Origin of the sequence: Paenibacillus sp. FSL R7-0313 (genome assembly GCF_037969885.1) — a bacterium.
Classification (GTDB): domain Bacteria; phylum Bacillota; class Bacilli; order Paenibacillales; family Paenibacillaceae; genus Paenibacillus.
Genome location: NZ_CP150219.1, coordinates 5,090,415 through 5,115,408, shown reverse-complemented (window position 1 = coordinate 5,115,408; position 24,994 = coordinate 5,090,415). Strand labels below are relative to the sequence as shown.

Below are 24,994 nucleotides of genomic sequence, written 5' to 3'. Positions count from 1 at the left end.
CACGATATAAGGTTCGACAGACCTCCTTTGGGTATTTCATTATATCAAGCGCTTTCATTTGTTATATTATCAATTGATTTATATGTTTGTAAACCATAAATGTGATGTTTATAAGACTAAAATGAATAAATAAAGAGAGACGGGAAGAGCTCATAAAGCTTCTTGAATTCAAATAAACCAGTCATATTTCTCAAATTTAGGATTGAAATTAGGTTATGTGATGGGATATTATTACGTTTAGATTAGGCATTTAACTATTTATCAATCATTTTAAACTTATACGAATTAAAGGTGAGTATTCTTTAACGACAATTCCCAACTACATAGGAGGTAAGAACATGACCACATATCAAAATCAATTAATTGCACAATACAAGTTTGAAGATACCGTTCAGATCGGGAAGGACAGCTCGGGTAAGGGACATGATGGTATAGCCAAAGGTGAGATTCGACCTGTGATATCCGAGTTGAAAGGCAGAACGGCGGTGACTTTCAACGGGGGAGCGAATGGAACCTCTTATCTGCAATTACCCTCGAATCTGCTTCAGGATGTAAGCGATAACACTGGAGTTACTATTGCCACTTGGGTATTTCTCGGCAAAGGGTCCAATGTGTGGGAACGCATTTTTGACTTTGGCAAAGGCGAGAAGGGGCCGTATATGTTTCTGACGCGTCAGCTTCTGGGTACGTTAAATGCCGGCGATAATCTGGTTGTACACCCAAGTCGAGGAGTTGCAAGTGGAGAATGGCTGCATATTGCACTCTCTGTGGCAGGCAGCCAAGGGGGGACGTTGAGCAGTGCGGGTCCGATTGTGTATGTGAACGGGGAGAAGGCCGCAGACGGTTCGATCAGTCAGACGTCCAGTGGCAATTATGCCAAACTGCGCGAATGGTTTGATTCTTTCACCGATCCTGAGAACTATAGCCAGAATTATATTGCACGTTCCCAGTATGCAGCGGATGTAGATTTTGCAGGTTCGTTATCCGACTTTCGGATCTATGGGGCAGCGCTCACCATGGATGAAGTCATTGAAGTGATGTGTGAGTCACTGACAGATGAAGCGATTGTGAAGCTTGCCGCAGACAAGTACTTGTCCTTCCCCAACCGAATCATCACCAAAGATGTGTCACTGCCTGCAGATTTGTTGGGTGGTAAAGTCACGGTGAATTGGAGTTCAAGTGAGCCGGAAGTCTTGTCCGAGAACGGAAAAGTTCAGGTAATCACATCGGCACAAGAAGTTACGCTGCGTGCGCTTCTGACAAAAGGTGAAAGCAAGCTGAGCCAAAGCTTTGACGTGTCTGTTGTACCAGCGCATGTCCCGCCTTATACGGTCACTATCCATGGAGATCAGATGGTGGCTGATATCAGTGAAGTGATGTATGGTTTGTTCTACGAGGATATTAATAACGCGGCAGATGGCGGTATCTATGCGGAGCTTGTTCAGAATCGATCATTTGAATCCTTTGCATTTGACACATATTCACATGACTCAGGGGAATGTGGTTGTTCGACAGGTCGAAATCGTGAACCTTTGTTTGCCTGGTCAGGTGATACGGAGAAAATGTTCGTACAGCATACGAATGGACTGAACGTTCACTTTAACGTGCAAGACCCTGAAGTAAATGCTTATTATGTAACGGTTCAGGATGGGGCAACGATTCAAAATCGTGGATTCTCAGACTCCAACCAGCATTGTGCCATGTCCATCAAGCAGGGTGAGGCGTATGATTTTACCGTATGGGCAAAAGCAGCATCGGCAGGAAAGATTACTGTTCAATTGCAGGATGGAAGTGACATTTCCATCAGTGATTCGGTAACGCTGCATGTTGAGGGCGGGAACACATGGAAAAAATACGGCTTGTCCCTGACCGGAACGGAGACTGTACTTGGTCAACTGGCACTTACGTTTGCAGGTGACATCTCCGTCGATATGGTCTCCTTGGTGCCTCGGAATGTATGGGGAGCTGATCCGACAGAAGAAGGAATATCCGCTACAGCACATGCCAACTACACAGGTAATCCAAACTATCGATTGAGAAAAGATCTAATTCAGGCACTCGCAGATCTGCATCCGAAGTTCCTGCGTTTTCCGGGAGGATGTATCTCGGAAGGGTCCTTTATATGGGACAACGTATACGATTGGAAGGATTCTGTGGGACCTGTTGAGCTGCGTAAAGAGAATTATAATGTCTGGGGTTACATGATGACGATGGGCCTCGGTTATATGGAGTACTTCCAACTGGCGGAAGATCTGAATGCCGCTCCGGTTCCAGTCATGGCTTGCGGTGTGTTGTGTCAGGCACGCTCGGATTATGCTCACCCTGCGGGTGGCGCTTTAAGGGATTATTATATCCGCAACTTTACAGATCTGATTGACTTTGCGCTCAGTACAGACTTTGAACACAACGAATGGGCGGCTGTACGAAGCCAGATGGGCCATCCTGAACCGTTTGATCTTCGTTATCTGGGTGTAGGTAATGAGAACTGGGGCAATGAATTTTTTGCCAACTTCGAAGTATTCAAACGTTCAATAGATGAGTACATGAAACAGAACTATCCTGATCATGAGCTGCACATTATCTCGACGGTTGGTGCTCAGGCGGATGATGATGCGTACCAGGAAGGATGGAAGTTCCTTAGTGGGAACCTCACCGGGTCAGCTCAGGTTGCTTTTGCAGATGGTGCTGAGGTGATTGAGGAGACCGTAACCTGGTATGAGAATCAGGACAATTACATGGACACCATCGCAGATGAGCACTACTACCGCTCCAATGAATATTTGCTGAACAACGTAGATCGATACAACTATTATGACCGGGCTTATCTTGAAGACGGAAGTATCGATTGGAAAGAAACATCCAAAGTATTTGTTGGAGAATATGCTTCCACGGACAAAAACACGCTGGCAGGAGCGGTCGCAGAAGCTGCGATCATGACTGGGTTTGAAAATAATGCAGATGTTGTTCGTTTGGCTGCCTATGCGCCATTGTTCAACAAAGTACTAACGGACGGTACTTACCGCTGGACGCCAGACTGCATCTGGTTTGATGATGAAACAGTATGGTATACACCGAATTATTATGTACAGCAGCTTTTTGCAAAACATGTAGGAAATCAGGTACTTGAAACTTCGTTCTCCACCTATAGCAAAGGCAAACCGTTGAATCTCATTCCGCGTGGCGGCATCGAGATTGCAACAGGTCATGCAGACATCGTGGTGAAACGAGTTACAGTGACGTCCAATGTGGATGGCACCATACTGCTAGATGAAGATTTCAGGGAACGTACACAGCCTAGTGAGGCATGGAGACAGATTCCCGGATCGGAAGGATACACGTTAACCGCAGGAAGAGGGCTCATCTTGAACGCACAAGTAAGTGGATTAAATGGAGTGTACCTGCTGAATGACGAATGGACCAATTACCAAGTTCACGTTGAGGCTGAAAGAATTTCAGGTGAGGATGGTTTTTACATCGGTGTGGGACTGACGGATATCTCACCGGAGAACAAGGATGTCATCGAGTACGCAATCAGTTACGGGGGAAATGCCACGGGAGTGAAGGTGTACAAACAAGGGATCGAAGGTTACACATTAGGAGATTATTCATCGAGTTCAGCAGCAGGTAACCTAAGAGCGGCCAACTATGAACCACTCGAGAATGGGACCGATTATACGATTACGGTTAACTATGGTGGGGACACAGGAAAGAATCTGATCTGCTCCTATACAGATGGTCACAATACCAGCAAAGTTCTGGATTACAAGCTGGAAGCTTACAACCGGGAAGTATTCCACTCTGTTACGAAAGATGAACGTTATGTGTATGTGAAACTGGTCAATGCAGATGGTGTGGATAAATCAACCCGGATTTGCCTTCAGGATCTGAAGGTGGATGCTTCAGCCAGATTGATCACACTTACTGGAGAAGATCATTTGGTGCATATTCCAAATGTGAATCAGAAGAATGATGAGAAAGTGATTCCCCAAGAACAGGAGATCACACTGTCCGGGACATCGGTGGTCGTTAACTTAACAGCTCATTCAGTGAATGTATTAGTTATGGAGATTCTGAATTAAATTCATATCATGAACAAGAGACCGCGATTATCGCGGTTTTTTGGCGTTCCAGTGCAGAGGGTCAACAAAAGATACCCAAAGTAAATAGCCCACACTATTGCGGTGATCTGGCTGCTCCTATAATTAACGTTGAAGGAGGAGTCAGCTATGCGTTCCAACTACAAACAATTTATCCGAAACGTTCCACTTCATCTCATGATTCTGCCTGGACTGCTCATTATTATTGTATTCGGTTACATTCCGATGGCGGGGCTCTCTATTGCCTTTCAGAATTTCTCTCCCATTGCCGGATTCAAAAATATGAATTGGGTGGGTTTGGACAATTTCAGGTATCTGTTCGATCTGCCGGGGTTCTCGCAGGTTGTATGGAATACGGTATTTATATCAACGATGAAAATTGTGTCCGGCTTGGTGATCCCGGTGCTTGTAGCCTTATTGCTCAACGAGGTTCGCAAGACAGGATTTAAGCGAACGATTCAGACGGTAATCTATATGCCTCACTTTTTCTCATGGGTTATTCTGGCGGGAATCATCGTGGATGTGTTATCTCCAAGCACCGGGATCGTTAATATGTTGCTGAAAGCCGTGGGCATTGACCCAATTCAATTCCTGGCCAGTAATGAGTGGTTCCCTTACATACTAGTCATCACAGACCAATGGAAAGAATTCGGATTTGGTACGATTATCTATCTGGCTGCCCTCACGAATATTGATAAGTCTCTATATGAGGCCTCTGTTATGGATGGTGCGGGAAGATGGAAACAGACATGGCATATCACACTGCCAGGCATTCGCCCGATCGTCATTTTGATGGTAACGCTTAGTCTGGGGAATGTACTCAACGGTGGCTTTGACCAAGTATTTAACCTCTATAACCCACTGGTATATGAGTCAGGAGATATTTTGGATACGATGATCTACCGGATCGGATTGCAAGATGCACAGTATTCCGTCTCGACAGCGTTGGGTCTGATCAAATCTGTCGTGTCCTTCATATTTATCGGACTTGGTTATTTCTTGGCCTATCGGTTCGCGAATTATCGGATATTCTAGAAAGGAGGCAGAATCATGCACCATGCTTCAAGAGCCTATCGGTGGTTCCTAGGGTTTAACTACGTCATCCTGACGATTCTTGCCTTGTTATGTCTGTTCCCGATTGTGAATATATTAGCGATTTCATTTAGTTCGAGTGATGCGGTCAAAGCAGGAAGCGTCACATTCTGGCCTGTGGATTTCACGTTGTCCTCCTATCAATACATTCTGGAAAATCAGCAATTCCTGAACTCGTTCGGCACTAGCCTTCTTCGTGTCGTACTAGGAGTTACGACCAATCTGATCTTCACGATTCTGGTAGCTTATCCGCTCTCCAAAGAGGCTGCCAAATTCCGTTCAAGAACGTTCTATGCCTGGATATTCGTATTCACCATGTTATTCAGTGGAGGATTGATCCCTGGTTATCTGGTGGTTAAGGAAGCGGGGCTGCTGGATTCCATCTGGGCGTTGATTTTGCCAGGCGCTGTTCCGATCTTTAATGTACTTTTAATGCTTAATTTCTTCCGGGGATTACCGAAGGAGCTTGAAGAAGCTTCCTGGATGGATGGGGCAGGACATTTCCGCACCCTATGGAGCATTTATCTTCCAATCTCTCTGCCAAGTATCGCGACCATTACGTTGTTCGCCATGGTGGGACACTGGAACGCCTGGTTTGATGGCATGATCTATATGAAAAGTCCGGAAGGGTATCCGCTTGCTACCTATCTTCAGTCCATGTTGCAGCAGGTGACGATGATTCAGAGTGAGATGATGACGCTGGAGGATGCAACGCTCTTAAGTCAGGTATCGGATAGAACCACCCAAGCTTCCCAGATCTTTTTGTCCGTTATTCCGATCCTGCTTGTGTATCCGTTCCTGCAGCGGTATTTCGTTCATGGGCTTGTCGTTGGAAGTGTAAAGGGATAAGATCGATAGGAGGAAAACCGATCGATGGAAGGAGCCGATTTCTGGCTCCTTTTTTGCTATTGAGGAGAGAGCGTGAGGAGAGGAGGAGGGAAACATTGCGATTCATCCGGGGGAGATGGAGAGAGTCATCCATTGTTGTTAAACTGATGATTGCTTTTGTACTGGTCATTCTGCCCTTGTATGGGATAAGCATTATGATTACGCAAGTCAGCTCCAATCAAATGCAGACGGAGGTGGAGAAGGCACATGAGTCCAAATTGTACTTCTACCATAATCATCTGCAATTCGAATTGGAGCGAATGAGTTCGCTTGTTACAGAATTTTCATTTGATGAAACCATGTCCACACTAAGTACACGAGCCGCAATTATGAGCAGGTATGAAGTCACGTCCAGTCTGAACAATATCCACAATAAGCTGGGTCAGATCATGGTGACAAGTCCCTACATTAGTGATGTGGTGTACTATGTTCCTGCTCTACACAAACGGGTCAGTGCTGCGGACGGGATTCGCGACGTGGAGGATAACGAATGGCAGAATCTGCTCGCCTCGATGGGGAATCTGAATGGCGAATTATCACATTCCAATAACGATCTCTATTTCCTGAAAAGTAATCCATATAACATGAACCATGAGGAACCGCCCAATTTCATATTAGGAATACGCTTGTCAGCTGAAGAATTGAAACACCGATTGCAACAGCTGTCGGAGACGGGTGAGAGTGAGATTACACTGAGTTTTGGTGAACAGCAACATGTAGTGATCTCTTCTTCAGAACAGCCAGCACCTGTTAAACCGATTCGAACAGTTTCGCCTGAACCGTCCGAGTCCATGCAAGTTACGAAGTTTCAATCTGATCCATATCTCTATTATTCGTTACATGATAAGGATCACTCGTTCACCCTGACAGCCACTATACCGCAAGATGTGCTGAGGGCACCGCTGGAACAATACAACGTATGGTTATGGATGGTCACCTTCATGTCGGTTGTGATTATTATTGTCTTCTCGTTTTCGATCTACAGATCGATTCACCAACCATTAGCGGTACTCATTCGAGGATTCAGGATGGCAGAACAGGGCCAGACAAGCGTACATATTCCTTCATCCAGAAGGGATGAATTCGGCTATTTGTACTCTCGATTCAACCATATGATAGAGCGCTTACATATTTTGATCGATGAGAATTATGTTGCACGGATTCGAACAAGTGAAGCGGAACTTAAACATCTGCAATCCCAGATTCAACCTCACTTTTTATACAACAGTCTGTTCAGCATCAAGCAGATGGCTGAGGTGGAGAATGTGGAGCTCATTCAGGAATTCACCGACTATCTGGGTCAATATTTCAAGTACATGTCTCGGGATTCTCATACAGAGGTGTCGTTGGGGGCTGAAATTGACCATGCGCTGGTCTATGCATCCATTCAGAAAATCCGGTTTGGTTCGAGGATTCAATTGGAATTGGAGGATCTGGATGCGAGGTACAAAATGATTTCGATTCCCAGAGTTATTATCCAGCCGATCGTGGAAAATGTGTTTGAGTATGCACTAGCCAAACGTAGCCAGGGAGGAATTCTACAACTATCGTACCAACAGGATCAGGACAAACTGTCCATTCGCATTGAGGATGATGGGGATCAGTTAACCGACGAAACGTTGAATTACCTGCAATCTGCCTTTGAGGAAATAGAGCGGAAACATGGAAACGAAGAGATAACCGGGCTCTTGAATGTGAATCAGCGATTAAGAATCAAATTCGGGGCTGCCTATGGTCTTACAGCGCAGCGAAGTGAGCTCGGTGGGTTGTGCATTATAGTGAAGATTCCATGGAAAGGGGAGTAGCGACATGCAGCGGATGCTTATTGTAGATGATGAACCCGTTATTTTGGATGGATTGTATGCTTTCTTTCAAAAGGCGAACTTTCAGGATATGGAGATTATTAAAGCATACTCTGCCTTTGAAGCCATCGATTGGCTGAACTCGGTCAAGATTGATATTGTACTCAGTGATATCTGTATGCCTGGCATGGATGGCATGCAGTTGATTGAGCAGATTATGGACCGGTGGCCACGATGCAAAGTTCTCTTGCTGACAGGTCATAACGAATTCGATTATGCACACCAAGCCATTCGCAATCCTTGCGTTGTTGATTACCTGTTAAAGACAGAGGGCATGAATCACATTCGGGCTGCGGTAGAACGGGCATTAACACAGATCTCGGAAGAGAATGATTTTCGCTACCAAGCTGCCTGGTTTCGCAGTAAATTACCAAGAGCGCTGCCCCAGTTACAGCGTCAATTGCTGCTGGATGTGCTTAAGCGAACGGATAGGCATGATATCATTTCACTTCAAGAAGAACTGGATGCTGTGCAGCTGCCTTTCGAATCCGATCAACTCGTTATTCCAGTGATCATCCGGGTAGAGGAGTGGAACAACTATCAGTCTCAGGCGGATCGCAGTCTCATCCGCTATGCCGTTGCCAATGTTGCAGAAGAGCTACTGCAGGACAAAGCCAAGGTGAAAGCAATTGATCTGGACACTCAGGTCATCGCGTGTTTTATTCAATCGCAAGAGACGTATCCGTCACACGTATCTGATACGCAAGGAGATCAAGGGAGTCAGCTGGATAGCTGGGTACAGACCCTTCGTTTTGTCTATGGCACATTGGAGTCTGTGCAGCAATCCTGTGCGGACTGCTTGAACCTGTCTGTATCCATTATGGTCAGCGAGCAGGCGGTAGAGTGGAGCAGGGTTAATCAGGCAATCGGGCAGTTACGCCTGTCGATTCATGAGAGTCCCGGGCTTGGGATGGAGAAGCTACTGCGTGTAAATATCCAGGATGAATTACCTTACACCCCTAGCATTATGAATCAACAGGGTGTTGTAACACTACATCTGGATCAGATCAAACAGCGAATAACCGCCGGGGATCGGGAATGGATAGAGTCCTTCCATAAATGGACCGAGGCAGCGAAGGAGGGACTTCCGGATCCGTTCTTTCGCATGAAAACGTATACGGGTGCAGCCAACGTAATCATTGAAGTTCTGCACGAACTGGGGTTATATGAATCGGCAATGGAAGAAATATCGCTGTCCCGAATGTTACATTTTGATATTCATACCGCATGGACCGATCTGGTCATCTTTTATCAATCGGCATACGAATGGATGATCTCCAAACGAAGCGATGCCCGCCTGAACGACCAATCACAGATTCTGATCACGATCCATCATTATATCAAGCACCATCTGGAGGATGACCTCTCACTCACACGGATCGCACAGGAAGTTTCTCTTAACCCTTCTTATCTGTCGCGTTGGTACAAACGAATTACAGGCAAAGGCATATCCGATTACATCCATGACCGCAGAGTGGAGCGAAGCAAAGAGTTGCTTCTGGGTTCTTCCTGCAAGATGCATGAAATATCCGCGAAAGTTGGATTTAGTGATCAGCATTATTTTTATCGTTTCTTCAAAAAAGCAACAGGCTGCACCCCTCAAGAGTATCGGGATCAGAAAAGTTAGATGATGTCTCAAATGGTAAATCAAAGATACCAGATGTCAACGGGATACACTCGAAGTGATAGCGCTTTCTTTGTAAGATGAAAATATATATAAGATGAATACAATTAAACCATGAACGGAGAGAGCAGAAAGAATCTGAAGAAGCGGAGCGTTCGCCTTTATCAACAGATTTCTCCCTTGGAAAAAGGGATAAAGGAAATCTGGGCATAACAGTGATCGGAAGGTTATTCTGCTATCGGAGTGGATGTTTAATATTTATAGTTCATCTTATATACCTCACGGGAGGAGAAAAAAGGGGGATTCGCATGAATATATCATTCAAGAAGTTCTCATTATTAACATTAACCATGGTACTGGCCACCACACTTGCTGCCTGTTCGTCTGGTGCGGGAAGTGCCGAGAAGGAAGCTGAGTCGAACACACAGCAGGATGCGGGAGGACCACTTACGACATATGACCCACCCATTAAATTGACTTCCACCATGAATGAAACGGGGAAAGAATCGCTCGCCCAAGGAGATACACACGCCAATAACATCTGGACCAGAGGGTACAAGGATGAACTCGGTATTGATGTAACGTACGAATGGATTGTTCCAGATGCCAATTATAACGATAAGATGAATGTCACGCTGGCGAGTGGTGATCTGCCGGATGTACTGAAAGTGAGTGCTGTTCAATTCGAACAACTGCATGAAGCGGGAATGCTGGAGGATCTGACCGAAGTATATGACAAGTATGCATCCGAACTGTTGAAGGAGTTCATGTCTGCTGAGGATGGAGCAGGTTTGAAGCCGGTAACGAAGGATGGCAAAATATACGCCATGGTGAGTTTTCCAGGCTCGCTGGATTCCTCGGATATGATCTGGATTCGTCAGGATTGGCTGAAAAAGGTCGGTCTTGGAGCGCCCAAATCCATGCAGGATGTTATCCAGGTTGCAGAAGCCTTTACCTTCGAAGATCCAGACGGAAATGGCAAAGATGATACGTACGGCATTGCCTTGAACAAAGATTTACCTATAAACGCGTTCTTGCTTGGTTATCATGGTTATCTCGAAACCTGGATTAAGGATGCTTCAGGTCAAGTCGTGAATGGGACGATCCAACCCGAAGTGAAAGAAGGATTACGTGAGCTTCAGACTCTGTATCAGAAGGGTGTGCTTGATCCCGAATTTGGCGTGAAGGATTTTGCTAAAATGATGGAGGATGTGAATGCAGGCAAGTCAGGCATGTTCTTCCTGCCACAATGGGCACCTTTTCAGGTTAGCAGCATGATCAAAAAAGACAAAAACATCGACTGGATGCCTTACCCGGTTCAATCGATTGATGATCAACCAGCAAAAACACAGAATCATCTTAGTCTGGGCGGTATATTTGCCGTTCGCAAAGGCTACGATCATCCGGAAGCGTTAATCAAGTTGCTCAATTTCCAGGCTGAAAAAATGTTCGGTGAGTCTGCCAAGGAAGAACGGGCTGCTTATTTGAATGGACTGACAGGTCTTGGTTTTCATAATGCAACGGTCTCCAACCTGCCAGCCAACAAAAATGTGAAGGCACAGGATGAAGTGGAGCAGGCGCTCAAAACAGGAGATACGTCCGGATTGGAACTCGAAGCGAAGCTGTTCTATGACGATATTATGGATTATCGGAATGGGAATCTCGACAAGTGGCATATGGAGCGTATCTTTGGCCCAGAGAGTTCACAAGGTGTGATTAAATATTATCGGGATAATAACCTCATTGTCATGAATGAATTCATCTATGCACCGACGAGAACAATGAATACGAAGCAAGCAACACTGGATAAACTGAGAGCCGAGACGTTTCTGAAAATCATCTATGGTAACTTGTCAATTGACGAGTTTGATAACTTTGTAGCCAATTGGAAGAAACTTGGCGGGGATCAGATCACACAAGAAGTAAATGATACCATCGCAGCTAACCAATAGAAGGACTAATTGATATAATCCAAGAATGAAAAATGAAAAAATGGTGCGCTCCTAAAGGGAGGCACCATTTTTTGATGCTGATCATTTGCGTTTCAATAACAGAACTCCACTGATCGCTGACGTTTTCTGGCGGTACACCACTTTGAATCCAATATCATTGTCCAACAAACAGTTTAATGCATTAATCAGTAATGCACCGGGAACCAGTGTGAATGTACATGGAGACGTATTACCAATCACGCGTACACTTTGGATTCTGCGCGCAGAACCGGGAATGAGCGGATTTCTAGACCAATAAATTAATACCAGATCCGGTTGTGGAACAGCATTGACACGAGCCATACTAATCATCTCTTTTCTATTAAAGGTTCTTAATAGTAGATGAAAAGTAGAGAAAAGGGTGTTAGACGGAAGACATGATGTTTAATAAATAGACTCTACTTATTCGTTGAGTGCTGTTTGGATGGCAACTTGTCCCCTGGCGTTCCCTTGCCGTTGTTTTTATTGTGACGCGCTTTTTCGGCATTTTCGTTAACTTTCTTCACAAAATCTTGAGTACTTTCCATTTTAAATTACAGCTCCTTCCACAAGCAAAATGTGTATTCCCGATTGTTAATATAACCACTGGAAAGTGATTTTATTTTGGTGACATCGCTAAATTTAATTTTGATTCCACATGCTTAGGTCAGTTGGGACATACTGGACATGGGAAGTTCATGCGTCTAAACTAGATAGACCAGACACACTAAGAAGGGATGCGCCGATCCAAACCATGTTGCAGAAATTCGGGTTTACACAATATGAAAGTCAGGTATACGAGGCTATATTTGCCCAGGATGAACCGCTTGATGCCACATCGATTGTTAATTACTCCAACGTTCCCAAAGCCAAAATCTATGAAGTGCTCAATCGCCTGATCGACAAGGGAACAGTGCTGACAACGATGGATGGGAAGAAGAAACTATATATGGCTGTGGATCTTCAGTCCATTATTCATAAGATCAAGGCTGATTTTGAGAAAGATATTGAGGAATTGAAGAGTTACAAAATCAAACGTACATTCACCGATGAACATATCTGGACTTTAAAAGATGAGTCATCCATCGCGTCGAATATCGAACAGCTTATCGAAGAAGCAGATTCATCGATTCTTTTTCTGGCCTGGAATGAGCGAATGGAGAAATATCGTGAACTGCTGGAGCAGAAGGAAAAGCAGGGAGTGTACGTTGAAGTGCTTGCCATTGGGGGAATGGAGACATCCTTAAACCGGATATACTCGTTGATTCCATTGCTTGATGCGCCAGAACCTTCACAGCTGCTTATTGTGGATCATGCATATCTGCTGTTTGCTGGTGTAGAGCACGATTCATGGCGAGCGATCAAGACGATGTCCAAACCGATTGTTAAAGCGATGACTGATTATTTCTATCATGATGTTGCCCTTACTCAAATTACCAAAAAATATGGTGACCAACTGTTACAGGACGCTGAAATCGAGAAACTGCTCACCAGATTGATCTATTAAAACTATTCTCTTGAAGAATAGTTTTTTTGTTATATCTTTGTTTGAAAATAATCATGAAAATAACTATTGAAACTTTCACCCTTATGGGTTACTATCGTAGTTGTAACTTTTGAGGAGGATTCAAAAATGAATAAGAAAGTATATGTGTTTGCTATCGCAGCATTTGTGGTCGGAACCGTTGAACTGATTTTGGGCGGAATTCTGGACCTGATTGCTACGGATCTTCATCTTTCTCTGGCGAAAGCCGGGTATTTAATCTCTATTTTCTCACTTGTCTATGCGTTGTCTGCACCGATTTTATTAAATATGACGGCCAGATTCGAGCGTAAAAAAGTATATATGTGTACGCTGTTTGTATTTCTGATCAGTAATCTGATCTCTGCGTTCAGTACCAGCTTTTATATGCTGATGGCGGGCAGAGCACTCGGAGCCGCAACGGGTTCACTTATTTTTGTGCTCTCCCTGACCCTTGCAGCACGCATCGTGGAACCACAATATAAAGGACGCGCCGTGGGGATCATTACCATGGGAGGCAGTGCATCACTTATCCTGGGTGTACCGCTTGGTATCTTTGTAGGCAACTTGGCGGGCTGGCGTGAGGTGTTTATGTTGATTGCTATTCTGACCGCAGTGGTTATGGTAGCGATCTGGATTGCGATGGATCGTGTGCAGCCTATAACTGCTGTATCCCTGAAAAAACAGCTTACGGCTCTATGGAATCCAAAAATGTTGGCAATCCATGCTACGACTTTGCTTGTTCTCGCGGGTCATTTGACGTTATATGCATATTTCACACCATTTCTGCAAGAAACGCTGGGTGCCAGCGCGACGATGGTTACCTTTATCTATATGATGTTTGGGATCGCCGCTGTTGCAGGTGGAGGCATTGGGGGCATGTTATCTGATCGCCTGCATCCTGCTAAAGCCATTGTCATTGTGCTGATTCCCTTTATCGTGAGTATGGCTGTCATTCCGTTCAGTGTAGGCTTGCCTCTGATCGCCTTCTTGCTGCTGTTAAGCATCTGGAGTGCACTGAGCTGGACCGTTACGCCTGTACAGAATAGTCTCATTATCAAAACTTCGCCGGAAACAGCCGAAACGCTTATCAGCACCAACTCAGGTATTGCACATGCAGGTATTGCACTGGGTACCTATATCGGCGGCATGGTGATTGATCACTCATCGATTCTGAACACCGGATGGGTTGGTTCTGTTCTGATTCTGCTTGGTTTGGTGTCTGCCATCTATGCCATTAGCGTTAAGGAAAAAACCGTTCAGGCGGTTGCTTAGAATAAAGAAATTAGACAAAAACTTGAACCTCTGCATTCCCATAGACAATGGGTGTAGAGGTTTTTTGCTATTTTACGATAGTATGCGAGAGCAGATTAAACTATTTTCATATAGACTGAAACTTGCTTTATTCATCGTAATCTATATAATTAAAAGAGTTTTAAAAAGTGTCATCTAATGTCGAACTGGATGATATACACAGAGGGGGCGATGATCATGATCACAAAGACGGAAAAACAAAAAATGCTGGATGGCGAGCTGTACATGGCTTCGGATCTTCAATTGTCTGAGGACAGAGAGTATGCAAGGAAAATGACGCGGACGTTCAATCAAACGACGGAAATGGACGGTGAGCTTCGCACCAAGTTATTGAAGGAACTGTTGGGATCTTCAGGTGAACACCTGGGCATGGAACCTAATATTCATGTGGATTATGGATATAACATTCATGTAGGCAATCATTTTTATACCAATTTTAACTGTACGATATTAGATGTGTGTGAAGTTCGTATTGGAGACCATTGTTTAATGGGGCCTGATGTACATATCTATACGGCTACTCATCCACTCCATCCGCATGAACGCAATACGGGTGCAGAATATGGCAAGCCAGTCACGATTGGCAATAACGTATGGATTGGTGGTAGAGCCGTTATTAATCCGGGGGTTACCATTGGAGATAATGTGATCATTGCTTCCGGGTCTGTCGTTACAAAGGATGTTCCGGATAATATGATCGTGGGCGGTAATCCTGCTAGAATTATTAGAGAGATAGAGCTTTAATTTATTTTAGATAGAAGATGGGAAGTGCTTACGAAATGATGACTGAAAAAGAGAAATCTCAATTAGGGCTCTTGTATAACGCCAATTATGATCAAGAGTTAATTGAAGAGCGTTTACATGCCAAAGGGCTTTGTTACGATTATAACCAGCTTCATCCAGCCAAGATCAACGAAAGAGAAGCGTTAATCAAGAAACTGCTGGGGAAAACGACGGATCGTTTCCTGATTGAACAGCCATTTGTATGTGATTACGGCTATAATATTGAAATTGGTGAGAACTTCTATAGCAATCATAATATTGTCATGCTGGATGGAGGCAAAATCAGTTTTGGAGATAACGTTTTTGTTGCTCCCAATTGCGGATTTTATACAGCAGGCCACCCTTATGATGTTGAGCAGCGCAATGAAGGTCTGGAGATCGTTGGACCCATCACGGTGGGCAATAATGTGTGGATCGGTGGCGGTGTGACCGTTCTTGCTGGTGTGACGATTGGAGATAATACGATCATCGGCGCAGGGAGCGTAGTGACCAAGAGTATACCGTCTGGTGTGATTGCTGCGGGTAATCCTTGCAGGGTCATTCGCAAGATAACAGAAGAAGACAAATCAAAGTACAGCAGGGATGTAGTGAAGAACATCTAGTGAAGAATAAATAGTGAAGAACGTGATAGTCGCTAATGATAATGCCCATGTGTATCATCGGGTGTTTCTTTTTGAAAATAAAAATAAAATCCCCCAGACAGAAAACATGCTAGGTATCGTATGACCGACACTTTTTCATGTGATATGTCCGGGGGATAGAAGAATGTATCTGTTACATTTGCTTAAAAAACCTTAACGCTGCAAACTTTTCCCGTTACTGCTGATCACTTCTTTGTACCAATGGAAGGATTTCTTGCGATAACGTTCGAGTGTTCCTGATCCATCGTCATGACGATCCACATAGATATAACCATAACGTTTTTTCAACTGGGCAGAAGACGCACTGACAACATCAATACAACCCCACGATGTATAACCCATAACTTCAACGCCATCTTCAATAGCTTCACCAACTTGAACCAGATGATCATTCAGATACTGGATTCGGTAGTCGTCTTCAACTGTTTTCTCGCCGTCAGCACCCGTGATCAATTCATCAACAGCACCAAGACCATTTTCTACAATAAACAGTGGTTTTTGATAACGGTCATAGAACATGTTAAGCACATAACGCAATCCTTGCGGGTCAATCTGCCATCCCCATTCACTTGCTGGCAGATAAGGGTTAGGTACACCCCCAAGCAGGTTACCTTCACCTGCGATTTGTTTCTCCGGGTCTGCCGTCTGACAGATACTCATGTAATAACTGAAAGAGATAAAGTCTACCGTATTCAGCAACATTTCCTCGTCGCCAGCTTCCATCTGAATCTCGATTCCATTCTCCCGGAAATAACGTTTCATATAACCAGGGTAGCGACCTCTTACATGCACATCACCGAAGAAATAGTTGCTATGTTCGAATTCCATGACTTTAATCATATCGTCTGGATTCGGTGTCAGTGGGTAGGTAGGCATACTGAGCATCATACAACCAATCTGTGCCGTAGGAATGATCTCATGACAGAGCTTCACAGCGGAAGCACTGGCTACAAACTCATGATGGATCGCCTGATAGAGATCTTGCTTGCTAAGCTTTTCCTTCGGCGTATAGATGCCACCGCTCATGAATGGTGCTTCGAGAATGGAATTGATTTCGTTAAAAGTAAGCCAGTATTTTACTTTGTTTTTGTAACGGTTGAAGACAGTGGTTACATAACGCTCGTAGAATCCAACCATTTTCCGGTTAACCCAGCCGTCGTATTCTTTGGACAAGTGAAGAGGTGTCTCATAGTGGGATAACGTTACGAGTGGTTCGATCCCGTATTTGTGACACTCGTCAAACAGATCGTCGTAGAATTGCAGTCCTTCTTCATTTGGTTCCAGCTCGTCCCCTTTTGGGAAAATACGGGACCAGGCGATGGAAGTACGGAATACCTTGAAGTCCATCTCGGCAAACAGTTTCACATCTTCCTTGTAGCGATGATACAGATCGATACCGATCAGTTTCATGTTATCTTCGGTTGGTTCTTCCGTGATTGGCCCCATGATGCCTTTGGGAGCTACATCCTGAGTAGATAATCCTTTGCCGCCTTGATTGTATGCACCTTCAGCCTGGTTGGCTGCAATTGCGCCACCCCACAAGAAATTTTCCGGGAATTGATAGGTTTGATTTTGAGAGTTGATCATGTTTATCGCTCCATTCATCAAATTGATTTTAAGAGGTTGTTCAACAAGCCCGCTTTTGATTACAAATGATGCCCAATGGCATCATCAGCATCGAATATGGAATTCAGCCGAAATGTCCGTTGCTCACGTAGTTTTCCCTACGCTCTGCTACTCCATTTCTAGCTTCATCCCATCTTCTCGGTACTGAAAACCGGTCTTTTTGAACACTGACTTTAAGATGATTCATGTATGACATAAAAAAAGCTTAAACGTTGTAACGGGTTACACGTCAAGTTTTACTTTTGACCCCAATCTAAGGCATACTATTATTCTAAATAAGTTCAACTAAAATTTACACGAAAACGGAGAGGACAGAAATAACCAGAAGAAGCGAAGCGGTCGCCTGAAAGCTTTCTGAAAGAAAGCTACATCGGAAGCATACGCTGTCCCCGGATTTTCCCGTTTAGATATGGGAGTCAAAAAATCTGGGGATAACAGCGATCGGAAGGTTGTTCTGTCATCGAAGTGCCAGTGTAAATAATCTTAGTTGAACTAATACAGTTCGTTAGCAAGAAGGGAGTCTCCGATGTCCAAGTTTGATGAAATTATGAAGCGGTCCGGTTACTCAAAAGCAACTGTGTCACGCGTTATTAATCATTCTCCGCATGTTAGTGATGAAGCAAGACAGATCATAACGGATATTATGAAACAGTTGAATTATATTCCCAACCGGAATGCGATATCGTTATCTACGGGACAAACAAAGCAGATTGGAATTGTGACCTCTACCACAGGTGAGATCATTCTTACATTCATGAATCAATTCATTGATACAGCCATGGATTTTGGGTTTCAGACGATTATCTATACATCCCGTGGAGATCCAGAGATTGAATTGCAGGCGTTCGAAGATCTGCGCAGTAAACGAGTTGATGGTCTAGTTATTATTGCTTGTGTCAATGATCCTCGGAAATTAAAAGCTTATATGGAGTATGGGCCCATTGTCTCCTGGCAGCGAATGGGGAACGACGAGATTCCGTCTGTTGCGATGGATCAGGCAGAGGGGTATAAGTTAGCTCTGGAGCATCTGGTATCAAGAGGATACACCCGAATTGCAAATGCATTTGGCAGGGCTGAAAGTTTGAATACCCAGAGTCGCCGTGAAGCCTATGAATCTTTCATGAAGAGCAGAGGGTTGCATGTGTGGACTGAAGCATATCAATATTCCGTATTCAGCTCCTCCGACGGCGAAGAAGCGATGCGAAGAATGGCTGAGGGACCAGAACTTCCACAGGCCGTATTATGTTCGAATGATTATGCAGCCATCGGTATTCTGAGTGAAGCACGCAGACGAAATATTCAGGTACCGGAACAACTCGCCATTGTGGGGTTTGATGATATCGAGCTTTCCCGTGTTCTTGGAATCACGACCATACACAATCCGATTGCGGAGCAAGCCACCCAGGCTTTCCATCACTTGTGGGCTGTATTGGGTAAAACAGAGTTGAAGACAGAGCAGCTGACATACCAGCTGATTGAGCGTGAGACAACTTGAATCCATAAGACCTGATGTGGAAATCTGGTTTTATGGATTCAATAATTATTCAAATTTGAAGCATCTTCGAATCGGACACATACGTTATACTGAATATGAGCTTCAGAACGACATATTTGTACGGAGATGTGGCGTGAGGTTTTTGTATCATGTTACAAGTTACATATTTCACAAACGATCTGCGGGAAAGGTGAGAATGAACTTTATGAAGACAGTGACAGGCCGATTCAGAATTGCGGGCATATGGGAGGGCGTATCCTTACTTCTGCTGATTTTTATTGCTATGCCTCTGAAATATTTTGCAGATATCTCTTCCGCTGTAGCCGTAATGGGCATGATTCATGGTATTTTGTTTCCTTTGTACCTAATTGCGCTAGTTCACTTGGCTTTGGTCAAGAAGTGGAAGATAACGCGCTGGCTGATGGGTGGACTGGCCGGTCTACTGCCGTTTGGAACTTTTGTATTTGAATCTTATCTTCGGAAGAGAGATTGGAAATAAAAATCAATAAGAATAAATGAAAGCAGGCGACTAATTCAGATGTTATCCGAATTGTCGCCTGTTACTTTCTGTACAAGTACTACTTTACTGTACCTTGTTGACGATCGGACAATAAGCTGACTCCAATATCGCCAGAGGCATTCGATACAGGTGCATATGCCGAGAAGGAAGTAACAACTACCAGCGCAGTGAACAGAAACAAGAATGATTTTTTCATACCATAACCTCTTTCATATGGGGATATATTCCATTTGATTCTAACGCATATAGGCTATACTTGAAAAGAAAAAGTTTAAATGAGCAAGCTATTGAATGACTGAAAGGGTTGAGCTTCTATGAAAGATATTCATGAGTTAACATCCATAGAAATGGTTGAAGAAACTATTCAACAACATGAATTGGTTTTTTTGTATGTATCTCGGCCAGAGTGCAGTGTATGTCACGCTTTACTTCCCAAGATCAGGGTGTTGCTTGAACCTTACCCATCAATATACCTGGGTCACATTAATGCTAATGAAGTGGAAGAGGTTGCGTCCAAGTTTCTTATTTTTACCGTTCCAACAATGATCATGCTTGTGGAGCAGAAGGAATATATTCGAGCGGATCGTTTTGTTCGCTTGGAACGTCTGGAAGAGCAGCTGCAACAGATTCACTCCATGTATATCCAGGATGAGGAATAGAAAGCAAGTTACAGGAACAGCGGCTCATACATGAGCCGTTTTTTTTCACCCGCAGTGGCATATAGCTATATATAAAGTACATGATGTCTGAACTCGCAAATTAAAGTGTTGCCATGAAAACGGTTTTATGATAATTTAAACATTATAAAAACGTTTTTATAGTAAAGGGACAAAACTTATGGCAAAGATAACGATTAAAGATGTAGCAAGGGAAGCGGGCGTATCCATATCTACAGTCTCCAACGCCTTGAATGGTGTGGATGTCTTGAACCCGGAGACGAAATCACATGTTCTTAAGGTGGCAGAGCGTTTAAACTATGTGCCTAACCTGAATGGTAAGTTATTGAAGTCCGGTCAAACCAAAATGCTTGGTTTTTTCACTACAAGTGTATCGGGTCCGTATTTCTATAAGCTGGTTGAGTCAATGTCTCGCGAATGTGATCGTCTTGGGTATGGGCTGAATGTATTTGTGACCAAGGATAAACACGTTATTATGAGTAATATTTTGGGTCGGCGGGTGGATGGTGTCATTATCTACGAAGAGCTTCGGATCGATGAGCAAGATATTATCGCCATGGAGAAAGACAAGATCAAGGCGGTTTTTCTGGATCGGGTCTATCAGAGTGATACGATGGGAAGTGTCATTTTTGACTCGTATGTAGCGGCTTATGAAGCAACCAAGTATTTAATTGGGCTGGGGCACAAGAAAATTGCTTATATTTCGGGTGTGGACACGATGTTTGACAGTGTGCAGCGTAGAGACGGCTATTTGGCCGCCTTGCGTGAATACCAGCTACCAATCGATGAAGATTACATTATACAAGGGTATTTTGAGGAGGAGAGCACGTATAGTGCGATAAAATCTTTTCTTCATTTGCACCCCGGCAAGCGGCCAGATGCATTTCTTGCGGGGAATGACTTGAGTGCAATTGGCTGTATGCATGCGTTGAAATCTGAGGGTTTTGAAGTACCTCAAGATGTTAGTGTCGTGGGTTTTGACGATATTGATATTGCACAGTATTTTTCTCCACCGCTCACAACGGTAAGAAATCAAATTGCAAGACAGGGTATCCTGGCAATCAACCAATTGGTGGGGATGATCAAGGAGAAAGAACAAGGGGCTGCGCAAAAATTGGCGGGTGAGCTGGTGGTGAGAGGTTCAAGCCATGTGAAGATCGACCGGAAAGACTACCGTACATAAGTTGATTCAGCGTCTTCTCCGGTCTTTTTTTACATAAATAAAAACAAAGGGGTTTTTTATGTCGAAAAATAAAAACGTTTTTATAAACATTCATACATGATGGAGGGGAGTAAAAAAACGTGGATAAATTAGCCGTAGAGACATCAACTGGTAAAAATACGATCAATCCCAATGGGAAGAAACCCATCGGACAACGAATCAAAGAATTCGTCGTGGATTATCGAAGACAATGGGAGATTCAATCGATGATTATCCCGGGCATTATCTTTATGATTATTTTCTGTTATATCCCGATTTACGGTTTGACGATTGCTTTCAAAAATTACACGGTCATTGATACGCTGGCTACCGCTCCTTGGGTAGGGCTGGATAATTTCAGAATCATTTTATCAGACAAATACTTCTGGGATGCAGTTGTGAATACGCTGGGGATCAGTTTCTTGAAATTAGGTATCGGGTTTGTCATTCCGATCATTCTCGCGATCATGATCTACGAGTTAAACAGCGGACGATTCAAGAAGTTTGTGCAAACGGTTTCATATTTACCTCACTTTTTGTCCTGGATTGTACTTGGGGGAATGCTGATCACGTGGTTTTCAACCACGGGGTTATTTAATCAATTATTGCTTAGTCTGGGAGTGATCTCGCAACCGCAGAACATCTTACTGGATGCAGGCAAGTACTGGTGGATTGCTACGTTATCGGATATTTGGAAAGAAGCAGGTTGGGGAACGATTCTGTATCTGGCGATCATGGCAAAGATTGATCCTACGTATTATGAAGCGGCCAAAATCGATGGTGCAAGCCGTCTCAGACAGATCTGGAATATCACATTACCTAATATGAGATCAATCATCAGCCTAAATCTGATTCTAACTGTAAGCGGTTTATTAGGGTCGAATCTGGATCAGACCCTGGTGCTCATGAACTCCCAAAACCGCGACAAAGCGGAAGTCATCAATTCGTACGTCTATCGTATGGGGATGTCTCAGGGTGACTTTTCATATGCAACGGCCGTTGGCTTGGGTGTCTCAATCATTTCTGTCATTCTACTCGTCACGGCAAACAAAATCACAAGCAAATTAAACGATAATCAATCTGTGTTGTAGAAGGAGGCATCCCGCGTGAATGGAAAGGTGGCAAAAGAAGATCTCGATAGTCGGATCTTTGATACGTTAAACATGATTTTGTTAATCATCTGTACGATTGTTATTCTGGTTCCGCTCTGGAATGTCATCATCTCTTCCTTTAGTTCAGGCAAGGCACTGGCGGAAGGTGGATTCATCTTCTGGTCACCGGAATTCTCGCTGGAGAATTACAGAGCGGTATTCAATGATCAGGGCATCTGGCAGGCATTCTTCATATCAGTTTCCAAAACAACGATTGGCGTTGTTACACATGTGTTCTTCTGTGCCATGGTTGGTTACGGTCTCAGCAAAAAGTACATAAGAGGCCGTAAATTATACGTTGCCATGGGGGTCATTACGATGTTCTTCTCGGGCGGCATGATCCCAACATACCTGTTAATCAAATCACTTGGATTGTTAAACAGCTTCTGGGTGTACATTATTCCGGCGTTGTTCAGCTTCTATGATGTCGTGATTCTGATGAATTTCTTCCGGAATGTCCCGGATTCGCTGGAAGAATCGGCCAAGATTGACGGCGCAGGGGATTGGCATATTTTCCTGAAAATCTTCATTCCACTCTCCATGCCTGCCATGGCTACAATTGCGCTATTTAATGGGGTGGGGCAATGGAACGACTTCATGACGACCAAGTTATACATTACCGATCAGTCACTTTATCCACTTCAGATGATGCTCTATGAGATTATCGTTCAGTCCCAGACACAATCCATGCAAAATGTCGGGGGTTCCACTGTGATTGAAACAACAACCAAAGGCGTACAGTTAGCCACGATTGTCATTACAACACTCCCTATCGTGCTGATCTATCCCATCGTTCAGAGATACTTTATCTCGGGAATGATGCTGGGTGCGGTCAAGGAATAAGAGCAACAAACACCCCATTTTGAGGAGGAACAAAAATATGTTGAAGTTGAACAAGGCATCAGGCAAAAAAGGGATTAAATTGCTCGCAACACTACTCACAGCCGTACTTATGATTACAGGTTGCAGCGGTGGATCTGGGGGCTCCAGTGAAGGAAACTGGGTGTCCATTGAAGATCGTTATACGGTTGACCCGGAAAAGCCGGCTTGGCAGTTGGATAAAAAGGAAGAGGCTACCGACCTGACATGGTACGTCAATGCTGACTGGTGGAACACTGATTTTGGCAAGGACATTGTCACCAAGAAAATCAAAGAGGATCTGAACATCAATATTAAATTCATCACGGGTGATGATACCAAGTTAAACACCTTTTTCGCGGGTGGAGATATGCCTGACTTGCTGACCGTATTTGACTCCAATTCTCCTGTGGTACAAAAAGCTGCAACCTGGGCGATGCCGCTGAACGATCTGGCGGAAAAATATGATCCTTACTTCAATAAAGTTGCGGCAGCCGATACATTGAACTGGTTCCAATTGGCGGATGGCAAAACCTATGGTTACCCGAACTATTCCAATACACAAGAGGATTATGATAGCGGTAACATTCCTGCCAAAACGGCATTTATCATTCGTAAGGATGTGTATGAAGCATTGGGCAGCCCTGTTATTGGAACGCCAGAAGAATTCCAGCGTGTGATGAAACGAATTAAGCAAGAGTTCCCTGCGTTGATCCCTTTTGGATTCAACTCCATTGGTGAAGGAACAGGTTCACTCGGAGATACGTTGCAAGATTTCATCGGTGTTCCGTTGGAGACCGAATCAGGAGAATTCTATGATCGTAATCTAGATGAAGATTACCTCACGTGGCTGAAGACATTAAACACTGTGTACCGAGACGGGAATATCAGTGATGACAGTTTTGCCGATGATGGAACGGCTTTTGAGGAAAAAGTAAAGTCCGGTAAATACGCGACCATGTTGCTTGACGGTACACCTCAACAAGGAGGAAACCTGCAAATTTACATGAGTGCCAACCCGGGCAAGGAATATATTGCAATTGATGGTCCGCAGAGCACCAAAGGCAATGCACCAACATTGAATCAATCCGGGATAACGGGGTGGATGATCAATTTCATTTCCAAGGACTGTAAAGATCCGGCCAAGGCCATTCAGATATTCACATACTTGCTGAGTGAAGAAGGCCAGACGCTTATGAATTACGGGATCGAGGGGGAAACCTACCAAACCAAAGCCGACGGTAGTGTAGAATTGCTGCCAGCGGTGAAAGACCTGCAACTCAATAACGCAGATCAATTCAAAAAGGATTATCGGATGGGTGAATTCATGTTCTTCGGTCATGACCGCCACAAAGCACTCAGTGCAGATGCTTTTCCGGAAGCGATTAAACAGATGCAGGAGTGGGGCAAAGGCAAGCTGAAACCACATTTCATTCTGGAGAATATTAGCCCGGATCAAGGTACACCTGAAGCTCGTGCATTGTCGGCGATTAACACCAAATGGAATACAACACTGGTCAGTATGGTACGTTCCAAGGATGATGCCTCGTATGACAATGCACTGGCTTCTTACAAGTCATTTTTAGGTGAGAACCGTTGGGAAGAGATTGTGAAGGTACGCAGTGAAAAGATGAAATTGAACAAAGAGAAACTAGGTATTCAATAATAGAAAT

21 protein-coding genes are annotated in these 24,994 nt (G+C 44.1%); 17 read left to right on the top strand and 4 right to left on the bottom strand.

Features of this window, described 5'->3' with window-relative positions; all coding sequences use genetic code 11:
* The first annotated feature begins 338 nt into the window (after positions 1 to 338).
* The 6 genes from NSQ38_RS22180 (at position 339) to NSQ38_RS22155 (ending at position 11,515) form a co-directional block, all read left to right on the top strand.
* A complete protein-coding gene (locus NSQ38_RS22180) occupies positions 339 to 4,079 on the top strand; it encodes an alpha-L-arabinofuranosidase C-terminal domain-containing protein (protein WP_339784077.1) in 3,741 nt (1,246 codons plus the stop codon).
* A gap of 147 nt (positions 4,080 to 4,226) precedes the next feature.
* Positions 4,227 to 5,132, top strand: coding sequence for an ABC transporter permease subunit (locus tag NSQ38_RS22175; RefSeq protein WP_047842804.1), 906 nt, complete (start codon positions 4,227 to 4,229; stop codon positions 5,130 to 5,132).
* A 15-nt stretch (positions 5,133 to 5,147) separates the two neighbouring features.
* Positions 5,148 to 6,038 (top strand): carbohydrate ABC transporter permease, encoded by an 891-nt coding sequence (locus NSQ38_RS22170; RefSeq protein WP_062834211.1) that lies wholly within the window; start codon positions 5,148 to 5,150, stop codon positions 6,036 to 6,038.
* A gap of 95 nt (positions 6,039 to 6,133) precedes the next feature.
* Positions 6,134 to 7,882 (top strand): histidine kinase, encoded by a 1,749-nt coding sequence (locus tag NSQ38_RS22165; protein WP_339784076.1) that lies wholly within the window; start codon positions 6,134 to 6,136, stop codon positions 7,880 to 7,882.
* 4 nt (positions 7,883 to 7,886) lie between these two features.
* On the top strand, positions 7,887 to 9,566 hold the full coding sequence (locus NSQ38_RS22160; protein ID WP_339784075.1) for a response regulator: 1,680 nt from the start codon (positions 7,887 to 7,889) through the stop codon (positions 9,564 to 9,566).
* Positions 9,567 to 9,871: 305 nt separating this feature from the next.
* Positions 9,872 to 11,515 (top strand): extracellular solute-binding protein, encoded by a 1,644-nt coding sequence (locus tag NSQ38_RS22155; protein WP_339784074.1) that lies wholly within the window; start codon positions 9,872 to 9,874, stop codon positions 11,513 to 11,515.
* Between the two features lie 81 nt (positions 11,516 to 11,596).
* On the opposite strand, the gene NSQ38_RS22150 is transcribed toward NSQ38_RS22155, so the two are convergent.
* Entirely contained in the window at positions 11,597 to 11,857 is a 261-nt protein-coding gene (locus NSQ38_RS22150; protein ID WP_091030953.1) for a hypothetical protein, read from the bottom strand.
* 95 nt (positions 11,858 to 11,952) lie between these two features.
* Positions 11,953 to 12,081, bottom strand: coding sequence for a DUF4023 family protein (locus tag NSQ38_RS22145; RefSeq protein WP_047842809.1), 129 nt, complete (start codon positions 12,079 to 12,081; stop codon positions 11,953 to 11,955).
* Between the two features lie 206 nt (positions 12,082 to 12,287).
* Here NSQ38_RS22145 and NSQ38_RS22140 point away from each other — a divergent pair, with 206 nt between their 5' ends.
* The 4 genes from NSQ38_RS22140 (at position 12,288) to NSQ38_RS22125 (ending at position 15,754) form a co-directional block, all read left to right on the top strand.
* Positions 12,288 to 13,040, top strand: coding sequence for a helix-turn-helix domain-containing protein (locus NSQ38_RS22140; RefSeq protein WP_339790641.1), 753 nt, complete (start codon positions 12,288 to 12,290; stop codon positions 13,038 to 13,040).
* Positions 13,041 to 13,166: 126 nt separating this feature from the next.
* The gene (locus NSQ38_RS22135; protein ID WP_339784073.1) at positions 13,167 to 14,330 is read left to right on the top strand and encodes an MFS transporter; all 1,164 of its coding nucleotides are present in this window, start codon (positions 13,167 to 13,169) and stop codon (positions 14,328 to 14,330) included.
* 216 nt (positions 14,331 to 14,546) lie between these two features.
* Positions 14,547 to 15,113 (top strand): sugar O-acetyltransferase, encoded by a 567-nt coding sequence (locus NSQ38_RS22130; RefSeq protein ID WP_339784072.1) that lies wholly within the window; start codon positions 14,547 to 14,549, stop codon positions 15,111 to 15,113.
* A gap of 38 nt (positions 15,114 to 15,151) precedes the next feature.
* Positions 15,152 to 15,754: a sugar O-acetyltransferase gene (locus tag NSQ38_RS22125; RefSeq protein WP_338594944.1), complete on the top strand. Its 603-nt coding sequence runs from the start codon at positions 15,152 to 15,154 to the stop codon at positions 15,752 to 15,754.
* 192 nt (positions 15,755 to 15,946) lie between these two features.
* Here the strand turns inward: NSQ38_RS22125 and NSQ38_RS22120 are convergent, their stop codons facing one another.
* Positions 15,947 to 17,380 carry a glycoside hydrolase family 1 protein gene (locus NSQ38_RS22120; protein WP_339784071.1) on the bottom strand — a complete coding sequence of 478 codons (1,434 nt, stop codon included), beginning with the start codon at positions 17,378 to 17,380 and terminating at the stop codon, positions 15,947 to 15,949.
* A gap of 565 nt (positions 17,381 to 17,945) precedes the next feature.
* On the opposite strand from NSQ38_RS22120, the gene NSQ38_RS22115 reads away from it, so the two are divergent.
* Entirely contained in the window at positions 17,946 to 18,914 is a 969-nt protein-coding gene (locus tag NSQ38_RS22115; RefSeq protein ID WP_339784070.1) for a LacI family DNA-binding transcriptional regulator, read from the top strand.
* 205 nt (positions 18,915 to 19,119) lie between these two features.
* A complete protein-coding gene (locus tag NSQ38_RS22110) occupies positions 19,120 to 19,413 on the top strand; it encodes a DUF3817 domain-containing protein (protein WP_036608336.1) in 294 nt (97 codons plus the stop codon).
* A gap of 79 nt (positions 19,414 to 19,492) precedes the next feature.
* Here the strand turns inward: NSQ38_RS22110 and NSQ38_RS22105 are convergent, their stop codons facing one another.
* Positions 19,493 to 19,630 (bottom strand): hypothetical protein, encoded by a 138-nt coding sequence (locus NSQ38_RS22105; protein WP_167350856.1) that lies wholly within the window; start codon positions 19,628 to 19,630, stop codon positions 19,493 to 19,495.
* Between the two features lie 118 nt (positions 19,631 to 19,748).
* Here NSQ38_RS22105 and NSQ38_RS22100 point away from each other — a divergent pair, with 118 nt between their 5' ends.
* From NSQ38_RS22100 to NSQ38_RS22080, 5 genes are all read left to right on the top strand, one after another.
* Positions 19,749 to 20,093, top strand: coding sequence for a thioredoxin family protein (locus NSQ38_RS22100; RefSeq protein WP_338594455.1), 345 nt, complete (start codon positions 19,749 to 19,751; stop codon positions 20,091 to 20,093).
* Between the two features lie 178 nt (positions 20,094 to 20,271).
* Positions 20,272 to 21,294: a LacI family DNA-binding transcriptional regulator gene (locus NSQ38_RS22095; protein ID WP_076330992.1), complete on the top strand. Its 1,023-nt coding sequence runs from the start codon at positions 20,272 to 20,274 to the stop codon at positions 21,292 to 21,294.
* Positions 21,295 to 21,413: 119 nt separating this feature from the next.
* Complete coding sequence (locus NSQ38_RS22090; protein ID WP_339784069.1) at positions 21,414 to 22,403, top strand: ABC transporter permease subunit; 990 nt, start codon at positions 21,414 to 21,416, stop codon at positions 22,401 to 22,403.
* Between the two features lie 15 nt (positions 22,404 to 22,418).
* The gene (locus NSQ38_RS22085; RefSeq protein WP_339784068.1) at positions 22,419 to 23,306 is read left to right on the top strand and encodes a carbohydrate ABC transporter permease; all 888 of its coding nucleotides are present in this window, start codon (positions 22,419 to 22,421) and stop codon (positions 23,304 to 23,306) included.
* Positions 23,307 to 23,343: 37 nt separating this feature from the next.
* Complete coding sequence (locus NSQ38_RS22080) at positions 23,344 to 24,987, top strand: sugar ABC transporter substrate-binding protein (RefSeq protein WP_339784067.1); 1,644 nt, start codon at positions 23,344 to 23,346, stop codon at positions 24,985 to 24,987.
* Positions 24,988 to 24,994 lie beyond the last annotated feature (7 nt).